20 protein-coding genes are annotated in these 22,582 nt (G+C 41.5%); 6 read left to right on the forward strand and 14 right to left on the reverse strand.

What is annotated here, in order from left to right; translation table 11 throughout:
• Window positions 1-31: 31 nt before the first annotated feature.
• The 3 genes from FCV43_RS10885 to FCV43_RS10895 form a co-directional block, all read right to left on the reverse strand.
• Complete coding sequence (locus FCV43_RS10885; protein WP_136995186.1) at window positions 32-436, reverse strand: cytochrome c3 family protein; 405 nt, start codon at window positions 434-436, stop codon at window positions 32-34.
• A 14-nt stretch (window positions 437-450) separates the two neighbouring features.
• Complete coding sequence (locus tag FCV43_RS10890) at window positions 451-1,047, reverse strand: cytochrome c3 family protein (protein ID WP_136995187.1); 597 nt, start codon at window positions 1,045-1,047, stop codon at window positions 451-453.
• Window positions 1,048-1,133: 86 nt separating this feature from the next.
• The gene (locus tag FCV43_RS10895) at window positions 1,134-2,183 is read right to left on the reverse strand and encodes an ethylbenzene dehydrogenase-related protein (protein ID WP_136995188.1); all 1,050 of its coding nucleotides are present in this window, start codon (window positions 2,181-2,183) and stop codon (window positions 1,134-1,136) included.
• Between the two features lie 299 nt (window positions 2,184-2,482).
• On the opposite strand from FCV43_RS10895, the gene FCV43_RS10900 reads away from it, so the two are divergent.
• From FCV43_RS10900 to FCV43_RS10910, 3 genes are all read left to right on the forward strand, one after another.
• Complete coding sequence (locus FCV43_RS10900) at window positions 2,483-3,880, forward strand: sensor histidine kinase (RefSeq protein ID WP_136995189.1); 1,398 nt, start codon at window positions 2,483-2,485, stop codon at window positions 3,878-3,880.
• On the forward strand, window positions 3,871-4,503 hold the full coding sequence (locus FCV43_RS10905) for a response regulator (protein ID WP_017054572.1): 633 nt from the start codon (window positions 3,871-3,873) through the stop codon (window positions 4,501-4,503). Before FCV43_RS10900 ends, FCV43_RS10905 begins: the two co-directional genes overlap by 10 nt.
• A gap of 340 nt (window positions 4,504-4,843) precedes the next feature.
• Window positions 4,844-5,020 (forward strand): CCGSCS motif protein, encoded by a 177-nt coding sequence (locus FCV43_RS10910; RefSeq protein ID WP_136995190.1) that lies wholly within the window; start codon window positions 4,844-4,846, stop codon window positions 5,018-5,020.
• A gap of 86 nt (window positions 5,021-5,106) precedes the next feature.
• Here FCV43_RS10910 and FCV43_RS10915 read toward each other — a convergent pair whose 3' ends face one another.
• The 7 genes from FCV43_RS10915 to FCV43_RS10945 form a co-directional block, all read right to left on the reverse strand.
• Window positions 5,107-5,343 (reverse strand): hypothetical protein, encoded by a 237-nt coding sequence (locus tag FCV43_RS10915; protein WP_017054391.1) that lies wholly within the window; start codon window positions 5,341-5,343, stop codon window positions 5,107-5,109.
• A 177-nt stretch (window positions 5,344-5,520) separates the two neighbouring features.
• Window positions 5,521-7,410 (reverse strand): methyl-accepting chemotaxis protein, encoded by a 1,890-nt coding sequence (locus FCV43_RS10920; RefSeq protein ID WP_136995191.1) that lies wholly within the window; start codon window positions 7,408-7,410, stop codon window positions 5,521-5,523.
• A gap of 354 nt (window positions 7,411-7,764) precedes the next feature.
• A complete protein-coding gene (locus tag FCV43_RS10925) occupies window positions 7,765-10,917 on the reverse strand; it encodes an efflux RND transporter permease subunit (protein ID WP_136995192.1) in 3,153 nt (1,050 codons plus the stop codon).
• A gap of 11 nt (window positions 10,918-10,928) precedes the next feature.
• Window positions 10,929-12,062 (reverse strand): efflux RND transporter periplasmic adaptor subunit, encoded by a 1,134-nt coding sequence (locus tag FCV43_RS10930; RefSeq protein ID WP_136995193.1) that lies wholly within the window; start codon window positions 12,060-12,062, stop codon window positions 10,929-10,931.
• 150 nt (window positions 12,063-12,212) lie between these two features.
• A complete protein-coding gene (locus tag FCV43_RS10935) occupies window positions 12,213-13,058 on the reverse strand; it encodes a mechanosensitive ion channel family protein (RefSeq protein ID WP_136995194.1) in 846 nt (281 codons plus the stop codon).
• Between the two features lie 183 nt (window positions 13,059-13,241).
• Entirely contained in the window at window positions 13,242-14,471 is a 1,230-nt protein-coding gene (gene pepT / locus FCV43_RS10940) for a peptidase T (protein WP_017054396.1), read from the reverse strand.
• A 271-nt stretch (window positions 14,472-14,742) separates the two neighbouring features.
• Window positions 14,743-15,951 carry a NupC/NupG family nucleoside CNT transporter gene (locus FCV43_RS10945; RefSeq protein WP_136995195.1) on the reverse strand — a complete coding sequence of 403 codons (1,209 nt, stop codon included), beginning with the start codon at window positions 15,949-15,951 and terminating at the stop codon, window positions 14,743-14,745.
• 522 nt (window positions 15,952-16,473) lie between these two features.
• Between FCV43_RS10945 and FCV43_RS20385 the strand changes: the two genes are divergently transcribed.
• Window positions 16,474-16,611 carry a hypothetical protein gene (locus FCV43_RS20385; RefSeq protein ID WP_170961645.1) on the forward strand — a complete coding sequence of 46 codons (138 nt, stop codon included), beginning with the start codon at window positions 16,474-16,476 and terminating at the stop codon, window positions 16,609-16,611.
• Window positions 16,612-16,618: 7 nt separating this feature from the next.
• Here the strand turns inward: FCV43_RS20385 and FCV43_RS20765 are convergent, their stop codons facing one another.
• A complete protein-coding gene (locus tag FCV43_RS20765; RefSeq protein ID WP_136995233.1) occupies window positions 16,619-17,170 on the reverse strand; it encodes a type II secretion system protein in 552 nt (183 codons plus the stop codon).
• Window positions 17,171-17,460: 290 nt separating this feature from the next.
• Between FCV43_RS20765 and FCV43_RS10955 the strand changes: the two genes are divergently transcribed.
• The gene (locus FCV43_RS10955) at window positions 17,461-17,901 is read left to right on the forward strand and encodes a GNAT family N-acetyltransferase (RefSeq protein WP_136995196.1); all 441 of its coding nucleotides are present in this window, start codon (window positions 17,461-17,463) and stop codon (window positions 17,899-17,901) included.
• 233 nt (window positions 17,902-18,134) lie between these two features.
• Here FCV43_RS10955 and dbpA read toward each other — a convergent pair whose 3' ends face one another.
• Complete coding sequence (dbpA, locus tag FCV43_RS10960) at window positions 18,135-19,514, reverse strand: ATP-dependent RNA helicase DbpA (RefSeq protein WP_029203549.1); 1,380 nt, start codon at window positions 19,512-19,514, stop codon at window positions 18,135-18,137.
• Between the two features lie 143 nt (window positions 19,515-19,657).
• Entirely contained in the window at window positions 19,658-20,566 is a 909-nt protein-coding gene (locus FCV43_RS10965; protein ID WP_017054402.1) for an aldo/keto reductase, read from the reverse strand.
• Between the two features lie 241 nt (window positions 20,567-20,807).
• Here FCV43_RS10965 and FCV43_RS10970 point away from each other — a divergent pair, with 241 nt between their 5' ends.
• On the forward strand, window positions 20,808-21,755 hold the full coding sequence (locus FCV43_RS10970) for a LysR family transcriptional regulator (RefSeq protein ID WP_136995197.1): 948 nt from the start codon (window positions 20,808-20,810) through the stop codon (window positions 21,753-21,755).
• Between the two features lie 74 nt (window positions 21,756-21,829).
• Here FCV43_RS10970 and FCV43_RS10975 read toward each other — a convergent pair whose 3' ends face one another.
• Window positions 21,830-22,489: an NAD(P)H-dependent oxidoreductase gene (locus tag FCV43_RS10975; protein ID WP_136995198.1), complete on the reverse strand. Its 660-nt coding sequence runs from the start codon at window positions 22,487-22,489 to the stop codon at window positions 21,830-21,832.
• Window positions 22,490-22,582 lie beyond the last annotated feature (93 nt).

The raw sequence follows: 22,582 nt of genomic DNA on the forward strand, positions 1-22,582 counted from the left end.
TAATTTTATAGCATCCATTTAGCTAAGATATTCAAAGATGAAATGCCTTGATATAGCGGTTTAATCTCATCGAGTAAAAATCAGACAATTCTTCATCATCTTCGTCGTGGCAATCAGTGCAAGTTTCTTTAGGGTCAAACTCCTCATGAGGAAGGTGGCACTCAACGCACTCCATCTCTTCGCTCTCTCTATGTTTTACGTTATGTTGACGCCCTTCCAGAATGCCGAAATCATCATGACACTCCATACAGCTATCATATTCAAACTTTAGATCATCAGAAGGATCTTCATCTTGGTGACACTGCCCAGCACAGGTTTCATCTTTTAAATGAAAATTCGCTAAGTTATTTTCATCTGGATTAGGCAAATCTCCAGCGTATGCCGATACGCAGAACACACTAAATAACAAAGCTATTGAACCTTTAATGATACTCATAACTCTTATCCTCGCTAATTCATTGCGGCCTTTCTTTCACGTACAATATCTTCATGACAAGTTGCACATAGCCCAATACGAAACTTCTTACTGATTCCAATGATAGGATCGGAATCAGCGTGTAAATTATGGCAATTTGAGCACGTAAGCTTGGTAACATGTACATCATGGGTCCATTCACTGCGCCTTAAATTTTGAGGAGTATGGCATGCAATACATTGTTCGTTCTGTACAAGAATGGGCATATCGATATGATCATCAAATGGGATGATATTCAGCACATCTGAATCCTTTGGATGAGCCCCTTTTCTACCATGGCAAGCGGTACAATTGTTATAAAACTCAGGGCTTGTATGCGCGCCAACAGAAGAAATGGCGTCTATGTTTTTAAGCAGACGCTTTTTTTTATGACAACGGATGCAACGCTTGTTCTCTTTGACTAAGATTTGCATTTCAGCATCATTCGTCACTTGGCTAGAAAATGATTTTTCTTCTTGGGTTATTAAAGGCTGAACACTTGACTCAGAAGAATATGATGTCGACACATATAGCGCATTAGCGATGATCAGCCAGAAAAGCATAGAAATATATCGAGTGACTGTTTTGGCCATAATAGTACTCTTTTATTTGAGAATGATTTGAGCCATTTTGATTAGCTCAAATCATTTCAGTTCATTGAAAAAATGCAATATTGCGCTTATTTAAATTCGAGATTTAATACTCCACGATGGAATATGTGATTAATCTGTGAATTGTCGAACACCGCAATACCAAATGGATACTCTTTACTCAAATCATTAAATTGAACATCTTGAGTGGCTGCATTTTCTCCAGTGGTCACCAGTTTACGTTTCATTTCAAGCGTCCAGACGCCATCTTTCCACTCAGCTCCTACGTCTATATCGCCACGAGATCCTGTAAATGGCTTACCCGTTAGCCCCGGAATACGATCCAATTTATCGTAACCAGCAGTGAAAGGTTGTTTCTCGGAATCTAAAATAAGCAACGTATCATCGGTCAAACTCGCCGATATATACGCTGGCTGTCCATCTTTTATGTTATTAACGTAGCCGCCACCTGTTTTACTATCTCCTTTACGTCCCCAACCTTTATTTTGCTTTGGATCCGTATTGCTATCTACATATTGGTCATCCAATTGATTATGAACTGCCGTTCTTACCCCTTTCCAGTGCCACATATCGATAAATTCACCTTCTCGCTTGGTGTATTTACGCGCAGGGTTTTTATCTTTACGTCCGGCGTTCATTCCATCTTTTGCTCTATGGCAAGCGATGTTACACCCCTTATCAGCAAAGCCTTCGGTGTTAATGTCCCAGAAAACCGCAAATTTATCTTCGTAATAAGTATTGTCGTGTCCGGTACTATCTTTATTCTTAAGCTGTTTCCAAGTGCCATCCTCTTGCTTCACCCAAGGAAAACGGTCGATGCTTTTAGTTGGATCGGCATAGGTAAATAGAAAATAAACATACTCATCATCATACAATGACTTCATTTCAACACTGGTTTTTTTAATCCCTTCATAACCATTATTGGGTTTATAAGGCAATTTTTTTAATTTCTGAGTTATCGATTTAGCTTGCTCCCAAACCGGATCTATTTTCCCATCAATAGTAATATTTGAAGTGATTTTACTGCTCTCCAAAGTCTTTCCTTTGGCCTGAGCGGCATTTATAGGCACTATCGCTAATGCGACCATGGTGGATACTGCGATTATTGAAAGCTTCATTGCTATTCTCCTAATGTCCATTGCTATGCTGTTATATTAAGCGTAGGAATGAATAGCCATTTGTCAGTTGATCAAAATCAAGTTGTGAGCGGGGAGAGAGATTCGTTGAATGCATCTGTGACGCTATATCGATAAGCTGATAATTAGGCTTATCCAATAATCTCAATATGATAAATATATTTATCACTTTCCATCTGAAATTCTTGTATTTTAATTGGGCGATACGTGGGACATCGCTCAATATAACCAACACATAATTCGTCTATAGTTATAAAAGTTTTATTTGATAATGAGTGGGTATGTTCGAGCTATTTCAATTTAGTCTCTATATTCTTTATGGCTTTGTTTTCATTGCAATAGGGTTTTCTATTCTATTTCGTGACATGCGTTTTAGTCATTTATCTATTGCCACCGCCCTCCCCTCATTAGCTGTTTTTGGGTTTATTCATGGTCTGCATGAAATCTCAGAGCTATACCTGATTGTTTATCAACAAGATATTCTTATGCACAATACGGTGAAGTTATTTAAGGTAATTAAGCTTTGGGTATCTTTCATTGCTCTGGGTTGCTTTGCAATGCAAATGCTGACGATGACGCAATGGCAGCGTAGAGACGAATTGAAAAAGTTAATTCAAGTCACCATCATCTTATTCATCATCTATTTTTGTTATCAGTTTGCCATCAAAAACATCGATGTCTTCCTTAATGAATGTACGCTATATATCCGCTGGTTATTTGGATCAGGATCTGGATTACTTGCAGGGTTAGCACTGATCAACTACTCCAAGAAATTAAAATTCGAAGAACGACAAGCCTCTCATGCCGTCCAGCATCTTGGTATATCTATCATTCTGTATGGTCTATTCGCTGGTATTTTTTACATCGATGATCTGTTTTATGGTGTCCCTATTCGAGGCGGCTTGGCTTTTGTTATTCTCATCTACCTTCAAAAAACCATGGCGCTATTCGATGCAGAACGACAAACTCAAATAGAAAGAGCACTTCAAAAAGCGCTGCATAACAAAAAACTGAGTGATGTCGGAGAACTCACATCAGGTATTGCCCACGAGATAAAAACACCGCTCAGTAGTGCTTTGATGCGTTGTGATATTTTAGAGAAACAGATCAACACAACAGGCTCAAGCGCAGCAGACTTTAAGCCTCAACTTGAACACATTCGAAAAGGTCTGTTAAAAGCCGCACACATTAGCCAAGAACTACTACAATTTTCACATAAGAGAGCACCAGTAATTGAAGAGATTTCCGTCAGTGTCTTAATCGATGAGGCTTTACAGTTAATGGTACATCGACTCGACGAGTTTGATATTCGTGTACTTGTGCCCAATGACTTGCATGTATTCGCAGATAAAGAGCAGATTGAAGAGGTCGTCGTCAACATACTCAACAACGCCATTGATGCCTCGACAGACAAAAAAGTAGTCTGTATTGAGGCACAACAAAAAGGGCTCAATATTCACCTGTCGATCACAGATTTTGGTAGTGGAATAGACGATAGCATTAAAGATAAAGTAACAATGCCATTCTTTACCACTAAGGCTAAAGGTTCAGGCACAGGGCTAGGTCTCACGCTTTGTCAAAAGATACTGGAACAAAATCATGCAAGATTCTGGTTTCAGAATACGAGTGATGGGCTCTGTGTCGTTATTGAATTACCAATGGAGTACTCATGGGCTTAAAACTGCTCTTAGCTGAAGATGATTTCGATTTACGAGAGTCGATTACCCTTGCTTTAACTATGGATGGCTTTGACGTCACGGCCTGTGAAAGTGCAGAACAAGCCATCGGGTGTACTATGCGCCATCAGTATGACGTCGCGTTGCTTGATTTAGTCATGGAAGGCATGAGTGGCATTGATGCCATTGCTTCCCTCAAGAAGTTAAATCCGAACATTGGGATCGTCATAGGGACCGCGTTTGGGACGATAGATACGGCTGTAGATGCAATGAAAAAAGGAGCGGACGAGTTCTTAACGAAGCCGTTTCAATTACAAACCTTATCCGTCACACTTAAACGAGTTCATGCTGAAAAATCTCTAAAAGCACCAACAGCAGATAAAGATAGCGATCAAGTGTTTAGTGCTTTGGCCAATCCTATTCGCCGCAATGTCATCTATCAATTAACGATTCATCAAAAGCTCAAATTTATGGATCTATGCCGCTTAGTTGGTATTGATGATCATACAAAGTTCAACTTTCATTTACGTCAATTGATTAAAAGTAACCTGGTAAAACAAGAGGAAGGAAAATCATATATATTGACGAAAAAAGGGGTTGATGTTGAATCTCGCCTTCATTTATAGGCGCAATCGGTGCTCTTGAGTAAAATTGCACTGATTAAAACCTTATCAAAATGAAGCAAGTAAAATCGTGAAGCTCAATAATGGATCGAAACCTCGATCAAATCAATATCCGACTAAAACACTATGGTATTATGTGCAAATACCGTACTACATAATACCAATCACAGTAAGTAGATGGTCATAAAAAGCGTAGGAAAAATGCTTGAGAACAAGGCAGAAATTTTCGATAAGTAGTTATTCTACAATCAAAATTTCTAACGCCGTTATCGAGTATTTTAACAAGCTAGGATGACCAGTTATTTACTACGATTGGTATAACTACCTGTATTGAGGCAACACCATGGCACTATCATTTAAGAAAATTTTCAAAGGCAACAAAGAAGAGACTGAACAGGTTAAAGTGACAACAGAAGCAGCGTCATCAGAAAACGCAGCAACTGAAGATAAGACTCAAGAAACATCAGGTGACAAAATCAAACACAATACGCCAAGTGGTTGCTGTGGCTCTTGCTCGTAAGTAACTACGGCTAAATTATTATTAATAATAAGCCTCGATTTTCGAGGCTTATTCATTTCCCAACTGTTATTTCCCAGCAGCTCACACTACTGAAATTCATCACCGTGATTCTCAAGCCTCTTATGGCCGCACTCCTGACACACAATATATCGGTCTACTAATTCTAAAGAGGCCAGCGCTGGACTTGCCACGCCTGAGAAAAAACCTTCAAGAAATGCTTTAAATTGCTCTTTTCTACTTTTTCCGTATTTAGATGGCTTTTGTTTAATTATCTCTTTATGCAGGGTTTCTTTATTGCATTGAACGCAAAATTGTTGATTCATATTCCATTAAGCCTTTGAATTATTCATTATATTTTCATATGCATTAAGTCACATCATCATAAACAAATCAATAATTTATAAATTACTTTTTGGCATAAAAAAAACCGTCTTAGACGACTACCTAGACGGTTTCATATACGCTCAATAACTGGCGATAATCATAATCGCCTAGTAGAGTTACACCTTAAACATACTAATCGCACTGCTTAAACGTGATGCCATTGTATTAAGCTCATCAGCGGTACGAACGTTTTCTTGTACGTCATTCGCGGTATTAGCCGCCAAATCATTCACACTAACAACATTTTCATTAATCTCTGCCGCTACGCTAGACTGCTCTTCAGCTGCGGTGGCGATCTGATTATTCATGTCTTGAATGGTTTTGATTTCACGCTCAATTGTCGAAAGAGCGCTGCTCGCTTCATCTGACTTGCCTAGTGTCTGTTGAGCATTGGTGGCATTTTCTGTCATCAAGCCTACAGAGCGTGACGCCTGCTCTTGTAGCTTCTCAATCATAGATTGAATTTCATTGGTACTTTGTTGCGTTTTCGTCGCCAAAGTACGAACTTCATCGGCTACAACTGCAAAACCACGACCATGTTCACCTGCACGAGCTGCTTCGATTGCAGCATTCAGCGCCAGCAAGTTGGTCTGATCGGCAATGCCACGAATAACATCTAGGATACCACCCACATTCTCAGTTTCAGTATGCACGTTGGTGATAACCTCTTGAACTTGGCCAATGTCGTTCACCAACCGAGTGATCTCTTCGTTCATTTGGCTCACAACTTGTAAGCCTTGAGCAGAACTTTGGCTCGCATCATCAGAAGAGCTAGAAGCTTCCACGGCGTTCTGTGCAACTTCATTGACTGTTGCCGCCATTTCGTTCATCGCGGTTGCGACCTGCTCTAGTTGCATCATCTGAGATTTCGACGAAGTATCAACTTTCGCAGATGAAGCACCTAATTGCGTTGAAACGTTAATCAGATGATTAGATGACTCATTAATATCGGTAATGATGCTTTTAAGATTGTTCGCCATGGCTACCGTAGAGCGGTAAACACCAACGCTACTATTGTCTAGTTGTGGCACATTAGTCAGATCACCATTAGCAATTTTGTTTACTAACGCTTCAATCTCTTTCGGCTCACCACCAATAGGAACGTACATCAATTTCGTAATCAAGAAATATACGCCAGCAACGCCTAAAACGATAAAGAATAGACCTGAAAGTACGTTTACTTTAACCGCAGAATTGGATGTTGCATTAATATCGTCCCATTTCGCCCACGCCCATACCGTCCAGTGGAGAGAATCTATCTTCGAAGAAACAACATAGAAATCCCCTTTATCCGGTACTGAGTATGAGTGCTCACTACTAGATTCATTGGCATACTGCTTATAGCTTGGGCGTAAATCAAACAGGTTTTTTCCTACATAATCTGCATAGCTTGCCGCCATAGTAAAGCCATCTTCACGAGCTACAAATATATTCGGTTCTGATGAAAGTTCGTTTACATAGTCCGTGATATCACTCATTTTCAAGCTCATACCAACAGTCGCAATAACGGTTCCATTTTGTTTAACTGGTACCACAAATGCCATCGTCAAGTGACCGGTGCTGGCCATAAATGGATTAGTTACCGTACGCTCCGCCCCTTGCATACCTTTAACAAACCACTCTCGCTGCTTTTGTTTTGCGTTAAAATTTGGAATGACCCCTCGATTTGATGCATCGTAAGTTGTCCCGTCAGGTAAACCGATAAACATATTTAGAGCTTTCATTCTTTGTGCGCTATCGACTAAAAGACCTAATGCTTTTTCATCAATTTCAACTTGACCTTGCTCAACATCAATTGCAGAAACTAAGCTTTCTAACGCTGTAAAATAGCTTTCAACTCGACCTTCAACTGACTTCGCGATTAAAAAAGATTTATTAGATAAATTGTTACGATAATCACGTGTAGACGAGTTGTTGATTTGCGTATAACCAAGGCTAGACAACACCAAAATAATCAGAGCAATCAATGCCCCGATAGACAACATTAATTTATTTCTTGCGCTCATAAGGATCTCGACTTCCAAATAGTGGATATATTCATTATGTAGAACGGAGGTTTATTCAACACATGAACGAATCGTGAGAATGTTATAATAGTGGTAATTCACCGCTCATTTCGTCCATTATTAAATTAACTGAAGGACAATTAATATATCGGCAATACCACTTTAAACTTAAGGTAGATTCATAGCGTTGCGCGAAGAATCTTTTGAAAATGCGAGATCACGGGCATGGGTCTGTCCAATATCCAACATAGGTCAAACTACCAGAAGCAAAAAGCCTCCTTCAAGTCCGTTGAAGAAGGCTTTGAAAAGATGACAGTAAGCACATTGTCATCTAAGAAGTCACGAACTGTTTACCTACTCATCATCTAATGGGATCAGCTTTGTGCTTCCTCCATGAATTTTTTCACGTCGCCTCTGTATTAATGCGTAAAATCCCGGGATCAAGAATGTTCCAACCAGCAACACACACAGTAAACCGCCGATCAATGAGACGCCTAATGAGTTTTGGCTTACATGCCCTGCCCCTGAAGCAAATAGCAGCGGCGTAATACCTAATATAAACGACCACGATGTCATGTTTACGGCGCGAAAACGTAGCTTACCACCAGAAACCGCAGCCTCATCGAGTGGGATTTCTTTCTCTTCACGTTCCACTTTAGCAAACTCCACAATCAGTATTGCGTTTTTGGCGGCTAACGCAATCAACAGAACTAACCCTATTTGCGCGTAAAGGTTGAGTGGCATTCCTGCGATCGTCAACGCTAAGAATGAACCGAGTGTTGCAACGGGCACCACCAGTATGATCGCGAGAGGAATACTCCAACTTTCATATTGAGCCACCATAAACAGGTAAATGAAGATTAAGGCCAAGGCAAAAGCATAAATCGCCTGATTTCCCGCTTGTACCTCTTGGTATGCCATGCCAGTCCACTCAAACTGATAACCTTGCGGCAGGATATCAGCCGAGACGCGCTCCATTGCAGCAATCGCGTCACCACTGGAATATCCCTCCGCCGCTTGGCCTTGAATAATTGCACTGCGATACATGTTGTAGCGCCACGCGACATCGGGTTCGAAAACCTGTTCATACGAAACAAGAGTACTAAGTGGAATCATATCACCAGACGACGAACGTACATGAAACAGAGCAAGATCTTCTATCCCACTACGGTGCTCACTATCGGCTTGCATCGTTACACGAAAGTTCTTACCGAACATCGTAAAATCATTCACATAAAGTGAACCTAAATTACCCTGCAATGTTTGAAATACTGATGCCAACGGAATGCCAAGTTGCTGAGCTTTCTCGCGATCAATATCAACATAGTAGTGTGGGACATTGGCACGAAAAGTACTGAAGGTATAGGCGATCTCAGGTTGCTTATTCGCTTCCTGAATCACGTCATTCATTAGAATCGCTAAATCCGTTCTGCTACGCCCTAATGAATCTTCCAGTACATATTCAAACCCTGAAGCAGCGCCCATACCAGGAACAGCAGGAGGCCCCATCGCAAACACTATCGCTTGTGGTAATTCGGCAGCTGCACGACCGTTGATCCTAGCAGCGATGGCATTGGCTGACTGCTCACCGTCCATTGCATTACGCTCATCCCACGGCTTTAACTTGATAAATAGAGAGGCTCCATTCGATGCCGCAGCGCCTGTCATAAAGGCATAACCGTTAGCGACCGTAATTCCGTCAATAGCGGGTTCCTGCTCAATCATTTCCATCAATTGCGCACTGGTCTCTTCCGTTCGAGATAAAGATGCGGCATCCGGTAGCTGCACATTAACCAACAAAATCCCTTTATCTTCTTGTGGAACAAATGCCGTTGATGTGGTTTTCGCTAAGTAAGTCACCGCCCCTAACGCAAAAACGAAGAAGGTAGCCAGTAAAAATACTTTCTTGACTAAGAAACTCGCCCCCCGTCCATAGCGTTCCGTCACTTTATCCAAACCACGGTTGAATGCTTTAAACCAACTCGCGGTATTACCACCACCTTGTTTAAGAACTAATGAGCACAAAGCAGGAGACAGCGTTAATGCATTAATCGATGAGATCACAACCGATATACAGATAGTGAGAGCGAACTGGCGATACATAATACCTGTAATACCCGGAAGCATAGCGACAGGTAAGAATACTGCGAGCAAAACTAAGGTAGAGGTGACAATTGGCCCCGTCACCTCCTTCATCGCGATCAACGTCGCTTTTCGTGGTGAGAGGCTTGGATCCTTTGCCATCGTCGTGTCGACATTCTCAATAACCAAGATGGCATCATCTACGACAATACCAATGGCTAAGATAAGCCCGAAAAGGGTCACGGTATTGATAGTAAAACCGGCCAACACCATAATCGCGAATGTGCCAATTAATGAAACCGGAATGGCAACCACAGGGATGAGTGTGGCGCGCGCACTTCCCAAGAACAGGTAAGTAACGGCGATAACCAATAGTATTGCTTCAATAAGCGTTTTCAGTACCCCCTTAATCGACTCTTCCACGAATAACGTCGTGTCATAACTTGTTTCATAGGCCATGCCTTCAGGGAAATTACCACTGAGGCCATCAAGCAGATCCATAACGGCTTGTCCGCTCTCTAAGGCATTGGCATCCGACTGCAACGATAGCGTGACAATAGAGGCATCTTGACCACGGAATTGACCGCTTCCATCATAGAATTTTTTACCAAGCTCAACGCGAGCCACATCCTTTAAGTAGACAGTCTCACCATCACTTTGAGCCCGTAATACCACCTCTTCAAACTCGCTTACCGATTCAAGTCTTCCTTTTGTCACTAGGTTAAATTGCACTTCTTGCGGGTTGTTATAAGGTGCAGCACCAATACGGCCGGTTGCAACCTGTACATTTTGCTCCGCAAGCGCAGCGTAAACATCGGAGGTCGTCAGCTTCAAGTTGGCCATTTTTTCAGGGTCAAGCCACACTCGCATGGCGTATTCACCGCCACCTATCACATTAACTTCACTGATCCCTTTAACACGTGCCAGTTGATCTTTCACATTCAAGTTAATGTAATTGATCAGAAATTTATCGTCATACTCACCATTCGGAGAGTAGAAGTTCAATACCATGAGAAGATCTGGTGAGCGTTTTTTGACAGTAACACCAACCATTCGAACATCTTGAGGTAGCTTAGATTCAATTTGAGAGACACGGTTTTGAACATTGACTTGCGCCATGTCTGGATCGGTCCCTACATCAAACGTGACGTTAAGGGAATAAGAACCATCATTGGCGCTTTTTGAAGACATATACAGCATATCTTCCACACCATTCACCGAAGTCTCGATTGGATCGGCAATAGCTTGCTCTACCACTTCTGCACTTGCACCGGTGTAATAGGCATTCACGCTCACAGATGGAGGGCTAATTTTAGGGTACTCCGCCACTGGAAGTACCGTGAGCGCAATCATCCCAGCAAGCGTGAGTATAATGGAGATAACCAGCGCAAATTTAGGACGCTGAATAAAGAAACGACTTAGCATAGACTTCTCCTTTATTTCACGTCAGTTGTTGCTGATTGTTGTTCCAAACGGACTGGCATCCCATTGCGGACGCGTTGCAACCCTTGAGTGATCACACGCTCACCGTCTGCGATACCGCTACGGAGAATGATCCCCTCTTCGACTTGTTTGCCTAACTCAACATTACGACGTTCCGCTACATTGCCTTCCGTCACGATCATCACGAAGTTGCCTTCTAGATCGGTCTGCACTGATCGGCGAGGAACAACAAAAGCTTTATCGACCTGCTTCTGGCGTAACTCAACACGGACATGTTGCCCTGGGAGCAGTCGCTGGTCAGGATTATCGACAACAGCTCGCATCGCGATCGTACCCGTATTGAGGTTGATACGGTTGGCTAAGTAATCAAGTTTGCCTAAATGCTCAAAAACATCACCTGTCTCTAAAATGACTTGCACTTCGACATTCTGAGATTCACCTGAGCCATCCCCTTGAATTTGATCAATCCCTAGCGCGATGCGTTCGCGTTCACTCATACTAAAACGAGTGTGAATAGGATCTAAACTAACCAAGGTGGTGAGCACGCCGGAAGAGGGAGAAACGAGATCGCCTTTGCTCACATTTGTATCACTGATTCGGCCTGAAAATGGTGCTGCGATTTGAGTATGAGAGAGATTTACTTCAGAGAGATTTAATTGTGCTGTTGCGGATTCAACACTAGCTTCAGCACCAAGTAAATTGGCCGTTAATGCATCGAATTCAGATTGAGAAATACTGCCTTTAGGTAGTAAGTTTTTTCCACGTTCAAAATCCAACTGTGCTTTTTTAAGAAGCGCATTGGCTTGCGCAACCGCAGCTTTTGCAATCGCGACTTGAGCTTCAAACGAGGAAGGTTCGATGGAGTAAAGCAGTTGGCCTTTTTCGACCATTTCACCTTCGACAAAATGGCGCTCTTTAAGATACCCAGATACTTGGGCTGTGATCGCCGTATCTTCAACTGCCTCAACGCGTCCAACGTAGCGTTTGCTTTGTTGGTGAGCAATGACATTTACATCCTGTACAGTCACTAAGGGTAAAGGTGCTTGTTGATTTGATGTGGTAGCTTCACCACAACCAACAAGTACTAAAGAGCTAATAATGGATGTAAGTAATAACTTCTTGCGCATTGATAAACCATAATATTGAATTAACAGAAAGTCGTTAAACCTTATCAATATCAAGTATTTCAATGTCCGAAGATTATCAAATCCTACGGCGCATTTGTTTCAAACTGTGTACTGCAGTATGAATCATTTGCGCCGATTCATCACTTCTATTTATGCTTCATTAATAGGGAACCTAATCGCATAGGCTTCCATAAAATCTTGACGGATATGTTGCTCTAAATGAGACGCTCTTTCTGTCGGACAGAAAATCATGAAATGAATCAATTGCTCACCCGTAGAGGAACTGGTGACATGAATATGAGGCTCAGAACCAGGTAAATCAACGCCTGCATGTTTCTCAATCACAGCATTATACCGACGAGCGACATCGATGAAGTCTTCACAATGTTCTTCAATTTTCGAGATCAATTCAGGAAACATTGGATACACATTCACAAAATCTCGCACCGTAATATTGAAGTTATGATAAACATAACGCTTCATGAAATTGAGATTCTTTACCGGGTAAGTAAAAAACATACTATTAGGCAATGTCGCCGTTTTTCCGGTGTAATGATATTGGCCGTGGTGAAGATCAATTTCCTGAATAACGGTTGCCATCATATTATGTTCGATAACTTCACCACAAAGCTTACCGACTTCGATCCAATCTCCAATCCGAAAAGAGCGAGAACTCGCGCGTTGAATTGAACCCGTAAAACACAAAATGATCTCTTTTGAGGCAACCACGATAGCCACCGCAATGGCAGTCACAGATAGTGCAAACTCATTAATTTCAAATCGCCATAATGCAAAGAGAGCAAAAATAGTTAAGGCAAATGACCAATTCTTAGTTCGTGACATCCAGTTGCGTTGATCTTCCGAAAGAAATGCAACATCCCCACGAATACGTGACAGTGTTATTCGTCTGATGAGAGCAATAATGGCTATGATTAACAAACTGGTGAGAGTTTTGTAAGTAAGAAGAAAATCAATTACCAACGACACTTTGTCCATGTTCTACACCTTTGACGCTTTTCATTATTTGGGAATATCACGACTAGCTTCCCATAATCGACGATTATCAGCCACTTTATTTTGATTATTTACTGAAATTTATAAACTAATTCAAAAGTTTGCAGATACAAAAAAGGCAACTTAAAAAGCTGCCTTTACGATTTGATGCTTAGCGAGAGTTAGTTACTTGTAGTTTAGTGCCGTTTTCTCAACTAATTTAACGATAACTTTCACAGAAAGCTCCATACCTTGAACGGTAATGAACTCATGAATACCGTGGAAGTTGTAACCGCCAGTGAAAATATTCGGACATGGTAAACCCATAAATGATAAACGCGCACCATCAGTACCACCACGAATTGGTTTAATCATTGGTTCAACGTCACATTCAATCATAGCTTGCTTTGCCAATTCAATGACATGTGGGTGTGGTTCTACCATTTCACGCATATTGAAGTAGCAATCTTTCATTTGAACTTCAATACGATCATGACCAAGCGTTTCGTTCAGTTCAGCGGCTTTTTGCAGCATGAACGCTTTGCGGTTCTCTAAACCATCACGGTCAAAGTCACGAATAATGTAGTTGAGTTCTGTACGTGCAACGTTCATCGAACCTGAACCAAGGTGATAGAAACCCTCGTAGCCTTCTGTTGTTTCAGGCGTTTCATCTGCAGGCATCATCGCTTGGAATTTAGCCGCAATATTCATCGCATTAACAAGTTTACCTTTTGCAGTACCAGGGTGAACACTTACGCCGTGGCAAACAACCGTTGCATTGGTCGCATTGAAGTTTTCAAATTCCAACTCACCAACGGGGCCACCATCAATCGTGTACGCCCACTGAGCACCAAACTTCTCAACGTTAAACAGATCAGCACCACGGCCAATCTCTTCATCTGGAGTGAAACCAATGCAAATCTCACCGTGTGGGATCTCTGGGTTCGCAACAAGTGTTGCCATCGCGGTTAGGATTTCTGCAATCCCAGCTTTGTTATCTCCACCAAGTAGAGTTGTACCATCAGTAGTAATAATGCTGTGGCCATGAAGCTTATGGAGATCTGGGTATTGAATTGGTGAAAGAACTTCATCACCTTTACCTAGAGCAATATCACCGCCACGGTAATCATCGATAATTTGTGGTTTAACATTGGCACCAGAAGCGTCAGGCGCGGTATCCATATGCGCAACAAAACCAATCGCAGGTACTTCATAATCAACGTTTGACGGTAATTTGGCCATCAAGTAACCATGTTCATCTAGGCTAACATCACTCAGGCCCATCTCGATCATTTCAGCTTTCAACTGTTCAGCCAGTACCAACTGACCCGGAGAACTTGGGCAAGTTGCATCAGACGGGTTAGATTGAGTATCAAAAGTTACATAACGGATAAAGCGATCAACAAGATTATTCATATTAAATTCTCAAAGCTTAAAAGCGGAAACGACTGCCATCAGGGCAGAAAGATAACCACTAGCAAAAGAGTTAACTAAGCCAGTGCAGTTAGATGCGCTAAATAGTACGCTGAATTGGATAAGATAAATTGCGGTGAATCAGTTTTTTTTAAGAAAGAACTGTTTTCTAAAGATAATGAGATATACAACAGGATCGAATAAAAAACGCTCATGCGAACCAATGGTTACAGGGCATGAGCGAGTTATATAGTAGATTAGTTCAATATAATAATTACAGTAAAATGAACATACCTGCTAGGCAAGCACTCATTAGGTTAGCTAATGTACCTGCAACTACCGCTTTTAAACCTAAGTTTGCCACTTCTGAACGGCGCTCAGGTGCAATCACACCGATTGAACCAAGTTGAATCGCAATAGAACCGATGTTAGCAAAGCCACATAACGCGAAAGTAATGATCACTTGGCTGTGTTCTGAAAGTAGTGCTTTGTTTTCAACAAAATCAATGAATGCCACAAACTCGTTCATTACCACTTTCTGACCAATATAAGAGCCCGCCGCTAATACTTCATGGCTTGGGATACCAATCAACCATGCCAATGGCGAGAAAATGTAGCCAAAAATTGCTTGTAGCGTGATGCCCGTGAAGCCAAATAGCTCACCTAAACTTTCTAGCCCAGTATTGACCATCGCGATAACACTCACAAAAGCAATCAGCATAGTGCCCACCGCTACCGCGACTTTCATGCCACTCATTGCACCGCTTGCTAATGCATCAATCACATTGCTTTGGTCCGCTTTATCCATCTCAATATCAGATTGGTTACAAGGAGTATCACGCTCAGGAACAATGATTTTCGCCATCATTAAGCTACCTGGAGCCGCCATAAAGCTTGCGGCAATGAGGTACTTAAGCTCAACGCCTAGCCCTGCATAACCCCCTAAAACACTACCCGCAACGGAAGCCATACCACCAGCCATCACGGCAAATAGCTCTGAACGCGTCATTTTTGATAAAAATGGACGGATAAGCAGTGGAGATTCACCTTGAGACAGAAAGATATTACCAGTAGCGACTAATGACTCAGCTTTACTCGTACCAAGAAATTTCTGAATCGCGCCACCAATCACTTCAATCACTTTTTGCATGATTCCAAGGTAGTAGAGCGCAGAAATAAGAGCACTAAAAAAGATGATGATTGGTAGAACACGAATCGCAAAAATGAACCCGCTGTTCGCCAGATCCCCAAATAGGAATGCAATACCAACATCAGCAAATCCAAGCAGGCTAGATACACCACTACTTAAACTGGTAAGCGCCGCTTGTCCCCAAGGAAAATAAAGAACAAGTGCAGCAAAACTTACTTGAAGTAATAACGCACGCGAAACCGTTTTCCAGTTAATCGCCTGGCGGCTTTCAGATAGTAGATACGCGCAAGCCATTAGTCCGACGATGCCGACTAAGCTAAATAAAATGTTCATTATATTGTCCTATTAAAGAGTGGAAATAAAAGCGGCACCAAAAGAATTGGCAAAAAAGGTATAGGACTGTGATTCGCCCGAGCAATTTGCAGCGAATGAATGGAGGAACAAGTTGTTCATATTGTAGATCACCTTATACAAGCATTAAAAATAGCTGGTCCGGTCCTTGAGGTCGTTCACTGTTCCATGTGACGGCTTGTATTGGCTAAGCATCGGCTTAAAACCGGGAGAGGATTATAACGAACAAAACGAGATATTCATCACATTTTCACACGCAAACGTTCAACCGTTTATTTTGCGTACAAAGCGACGAAAGATTGATTCAAAGGCAAAGAGATTCAGCAAGCTATCAAAACCAAGAAAGCAACAACTCACCCATAAAACCAACAAGAGGTTTATTTTTAATCAGCGCCTCATCCCTAAAAAATGACAAGCTCATCCCTTAAAAATTTTTAATAGGAGGATGATCACACTTTAGATATACGCCACTATCTAAGCATGCATAAACACTAGGATCTAAAAATGGTTATCAACAAATACTATGTTTTTATTGCTCAAGAACTAAATGAGTCAGAGAAACAGGAACAACAATCCCTAACGGAGCAAGAATTGCACCGCCAAGAATTATTGAAAAATGCACAACAACAAGGTGGGCTATAAGCTTATTCTAGTCGCAGTCAACGATCTCAATTGTTGGAGCAGGATCTTCTGCATCCAAATCGATAGATCGCCTATAACTTATATAACAGCGACTACTATCTGTACTACTCGCTGTTATTTTTACTTCATTTTCCGCCCCCACAACTCCGACACCATAGAGGAGCCAGTCTTCCTCTCCAGGAATTGCACTTAAGCCAGTCACTAAATTAGACAAGGTTGCAAAATTAGCTTTGGGGTACCCATAATCAAATTCACAAAAGGTCGTTAAATCACCAGGGTCTGAACCGCAGTCAGGCAGCATTGCAATAATATCAGCCTTATACTTACCCCCTTCTTTGTACCCGTTGACACTGGCTTCATTTTCCAAACCAGCAATGGCAAACTTTCCATATGTAATTCCAAGAGCACCTTCAAGCGAACCTTTCATACCTTCCAAAGCGGCTTGCTTGGCATCACTCTGTAGATTCAAAAATTTTGGAGCGGCAGTCACCGCTAAAATACCCAAAATAACGATAACCACAACTAGCTCGATTAAAGTAAAACCTTTGTTTTTCAATATTTTCACCTAAATTCATTCACGTAATCGTGACTATTTATAGTGCTCAAACGACTTATAACGCTTAAACTATTCTGCACACTCAACACAATAGTTGTCATTGTACTTTATTTTACTGTTCAAAATCCACACTCATTCTGTATCATTGTTCTCCAACATTCGGCAATATCGCTCACCTAGCGCAGTCAGATCGTTAAAATCAGATACACGTACAGCAAACTTTTAATCGCAATTACCCTCATGTTTAGTAAAGTAGAGTTTAATTTCACTGTAGGCTAGAAATTTAGGTGCTCATGGATTTCATGGTAAGAACCGCGACACAAGATGATTATGAATTTACATTTTCTCTCAAAAAATTGGCTGAGGTAGATGCTATTACTGCGATTTTTGGCTGGGATGAAGAGTTACAACGCGAATTACACCTTATCGAGTGGCACCAAGGGTTTCCGGAACTTATTTACGTTGACGGGGAACCGGTTGGCAGCTACATGTTGGTCGAAAACAATGAGGTTTGGCATTTTTCACGTTTTTTCCTACTACCCAATTTTCATGGGAAAGGGATAGGAAGCAAAATTTTACAACAAGTGAGCGACACTCTCGATTCGTATCAACAACCTTGCAAACTCTGTTACTTACAGGGAAGCCGAGTACAGACACTCTACCCTCGCTTTGGCTTTGTTAAATGCAGTGAAGATGATCAGTTTGTCTATATGATCCGTTATCCAACGAAATAACCCTACGAAAGAGTCAGTAAAACGAATGATGATGCTACATAAGTAATGACACTACATAAGCAATGGCATTAATAAGCGAAGTCGGTTCAAACAATATATTTAAATAGTTTATCAGGACTCGATATCGAAAAACAAAATGGGCCTCATGCAGTTAAAGCGTGAGGCCCATTTTTTATTGAAACGAACTTAATATCCTAAGCCCAATTCAACTACAGCATTTTTCTATAAATCAGTTATTTAAGCAAGCGAGCTCTAAATTGGCGGCCTTTCATTTTTCCGGCTTCAATTTTTTTCAGCGCCTGTTTCGCCACAGAACGATCAACAGCAACGTATGCACGAATAGCAAGTAGGTTGATTTTACCTACCATTTTGCCATCAATACCACCTTGACTAGTTAGCGCGCCCAGAATATCCCCTGCGCGTACTTTCTGCTTCTTCCCGCCATCAATTTGAATGGTGACCATCTTAGCTTGGTAAGGCTGTGCCGCTGGTTTTGCAGGTAATGTCACTGGCTCAATTGGCATGTCCATGTATTCATCAATCTGCATGACACGATGCATCTCTTTTTCGCTAAAGAAGCTGCATGCGATACCTTTACTTCCTGCGCGGCCTGTACGACCAATACGGTGAACATGGACTTCAGGATCACGAGATAATTCAAAGTTGAATACAGCATCAAGGTTATCAACATCAAGACCACGAGCAGCAACATCTGTAGCAACAAGAATGGAAACACTCTTGTTAGCAAACTGTACCAATGCTTGATCTCGTTCGCGTTGCTCTAAATCCCCATGCAATTCAATAACACTGAATCCACGATGATGCAGCTCATCCGCTACGTTTTGTACTTCTTTTTTGGTATTACAGAATACCACTGAAGATTCTGGTTGATGGTGCAATAAAAGTAATTCAAGCGCATTGTCACGAGCTTCACTGCCTTCCATTTTATAGAAGAACTGCTGAATACTTGAATGATCGTGAGTCGATTCTACTTTCACCATCTCAGCTTGCTTCGTAATACGATCAGCAACTTTTTTGATTTCTGCAGGGAATGTTGCACTGAAAAGTAACGTTTGACGATCTTTTGGTGCTTCACTGATAATTGCATCCAGTGAATCTTGGAAACCCATATCCATCATACGATCCGCTTCATCGAGAACCAGTGTATTTAGTTCTGACAAATCGATACGTCCACGATCCATATGGTCAAGAATACGACCAGGTGTACCCACTAAAATATGAGCGCCGTGTTCCAATGAACCAATTTGTGGTCCCATTGGCATACCGCCACATAAAGTCAGTACTTTAATATTATGAATAGTACGAGCAATAGTTCGGATCTCTTTTGCTACTTGATCCGCCAACTCACGGGTTGGGCAAAGTACTAACGTTTGAACTCGAAAGCGTTTCACATTCAGGTTAGACAGTAATCCCAGAGCGAATGCTGCTGTTTTTCCTGAACCTGTTTTACCTTGACCGATTACATCCTTGCCAGCCAAAATCGTTGGTAAACTCAACGCTTGGATCGGTGTCATTTGTGTATAACCAAGAGAATCAAGGTTTGTTAATAGCTCTGGTTGAAGACCCAAAGTGGAAAAAGATGTATTGCTCAAAGTAAGCGACCTTTCGTTAAACGTAATTTAGCTGTGTATTATCGTTATTTGACGCTGCGATACTAGTGTTATTTAGAATAATCTCGATGAGATAAAAAACCGACGCTCATGCATCGGTCTATTTGGATTAAAGCCGGAAATATCTAAGGCACACCGTGGCCTTTTGAAGCGACCCAAATTCGATACCACTGTTCACGCGTCATCTCTAATTTAAGTGCTTCAACCGCTGCTTTTACACGCTCGATTTTACCTGAACCAATGATAGGTAATGGTTTTGAAGGTAGGCGACGAACCCAAGCATAGATCACTTGATCAATACTCGCAGCACCAAGCTCTACTCGAATCGCATCCAACTCATCTCGTACACGTTTCGCCTGCTCAGTTTCGCCACTGAATAATTCACCACCCGCTAAACATGACCAAGCCATCGGGCGAACTCGGTTCATTTGCAATTGATCCAACGTTCCATCATCAACCACATCAAAATTAAGGGGATTGATTTCAACTTGATTGGTGACAAGCGATTTTCCTAAGCGTGATTGCAATAACTCAAATTGACGAGGGCTAAAATTCGACACACCGAAATGCTTAACCTTACCGACTTTATATAACTCAGCGAAAACATCCGCGACTTCATCAGCATCCATTAAGGCATCTGGGCGATGTATCAACAGTGCGTCAATATCATCCACTCCTAAACGCTCAAGTGAATTATTTACCGACTGATGAATATGAGCGGCGCTAGTATCGTAATGATTGATTTTACGATCTGGACTCTTCGCCCCACATAAGTTGATATCACATTTAGTGACGATTTGGATTTGTTCTCTAAGAGCTGGCTCTAAAGCCAAGGCTTCACCAAATAATTTTTCGCACTCGTAGTTACCATAAATATCGGCGTGATCAACCGTCGTGATGCCAAGATCAATGTGCTGTTTCAAAAAATTAAGACGTTGCTTTGATGTCATTTGCCAGTCAGCCGTTCGCCAATAGCCTTGAATCATCTCTGACAATTCTGGTCCTTGTGGCGCAATGGATACTTTAACAACCATCGGTTCTCTCCTATATAATGTCTGTTGCTACCGTAAACTTGTTTCGGGCAATCTTCAATCAATTAACACATATAGAGTTGCTGGCTCGCAATCAACGTCCATTATATGGTGCACCACCCCAAAATTAACTAACCCTAAACGAATTCACTAAAATCTATAAAGCGATCCTTCCCGCTATCTATTATATACTTCTCTGCATGAACCCATTTTTTGAACCACATTTGATGACTTTGGAGAACAAATGTCAGTGACCAGCCAGCTATCCCTATTTCGAGACGTTGTACAACAAGGTTCATTTTCCAAAGCGGCAGCTCTACACGACATGGACAACTCTTCACTTTCAAAGCAAATAAAGAAATTAGAGGTGGCGCTAGGCGTTCAACTCATTAACCGTTCCACACGATCATTTTCATTGACCTCTGCGGGTGAAGACATTCTTCAACAAACCCATATTCTGCTTGATACGCTTGACCAAATTCATAACATTGCAGACTCTTATCATGCAGAGCCTAAAGGTATCTTACGCATCACTTCTGGGATTTTCTTTGGACAACAGTATCTTCAACCTGTGATATCAACGTTCATGAAGCGCTACCCTGATGTGAAAATCCTCTTATCACTTGATGACAAAAAATCAGACATCATCGCGGATCATTTTGATCTAGCTTTTCGAATTGGGAAGCTTACAGAGTCCAATTTAATCGCAAAAAAAATAGCGAATACCAACTTCGCTCTCGTTGCGTCTGAACAGTTTATTGAACAATACGGGATGCCTACGACACCTGAAGAGTTGATTAAATTGCCTGCTGTTATCTATAGCAATGGTGATGTGAACTTAGATCATCTTCGAATGAGTGAAGAGCCACATGGTGAGGTGATGAAAAGCTACAAAATGCAGGGTAATTATAAAGTCAGCGATGTGAGAACCATGATAAGTGCAGTAAAAGATGGACTTGGTTACAGCCAAATTGATCTGTTTAACCTCGAGTGCCCAATCAAACATTCGCAACTAAAACCCTTGCTAACCAACTATACGATTTCCAACATGGATACAGGGATCTACGCCATCTACCCTCATCGAAAACAGACATTATTGGTTAAAGCTGTTATCGATGCCGTTCTTGATTACATTGGAACACCACCCTTTTGGGAAGAGCATATCCCAAACTATAAAAACCTCTATAAATAGCCTAAACCGTTCGCTAGCAGATACAAAAAAGGCTAGGAATTAAACCTAGCCTCTCAATCTCGATTCTATATCACTTACAATACAGTGATCACATCTTCTGTTGCCAGACGCGCTTTTGGTAAGCCGTGGTTATAATCTTCACCATCTTTATGGTAACCAATCGCTAATGCAAACTCACAAGCATAACCTTTAAGTTCTTCTTTAAAGATATCACCAATCATTTCAGGATCAACGCCTTCCATCGGAGTAGAATCAATGCCCAAACGAGCTAAAACATGCAGCGTATTTCCTAGCGCGATATAAGTCTGTTTTTGAGTCCAGTAGCCATTGAAGCCAGTGTCGTCAGTGTTTGACTCTGCAAATGCAAACGCGCCATTCAGCATGGTATCGAACATGTCAGCAGGTAAGTGTCCTGATGTCACTTCAGCATCCACCACTTTCTTGTAATCATCTTTCGTAAAGTACGGGTTATGAGCAAATAGAATGACATGCGAAGCTTCTTTTGCGTGTGGCTGATTAAATTGATGCTTGTTTGCAAAAGTATCGTGAAAGCGCTGTTTGGCTTCATCACTCTCAAGCACAATAAACTTCCAAGGCTGTGAGTTAATTGAAGATGCAGATAAGCGAATCGCTTCTTTCAGTACGTCCATGTCTTCCGCTGAAATACGCTTAGTCGAGTCATATTTCTTTGCAGTGTAACGATTATTTAGATCTTTGATGATTTGATGCGACATGTGACTCTCCGACTCTATTTGTTCACAAAATGGTACCCATACGGTATCAAGAAAAGTGCATCACACAATAAAACTCAATGAATTAATCTACCT

The sequence above is a fragment of the Vibrio genomosp. F6 genome (assembly GCF_005146325.1).
Lineage (GTDB): Bacteria > Pseudomonadota > Gammaproteobacteria > Enterobacterales > Vibrionaceae > Vibrio > Vibrio cortegadensis.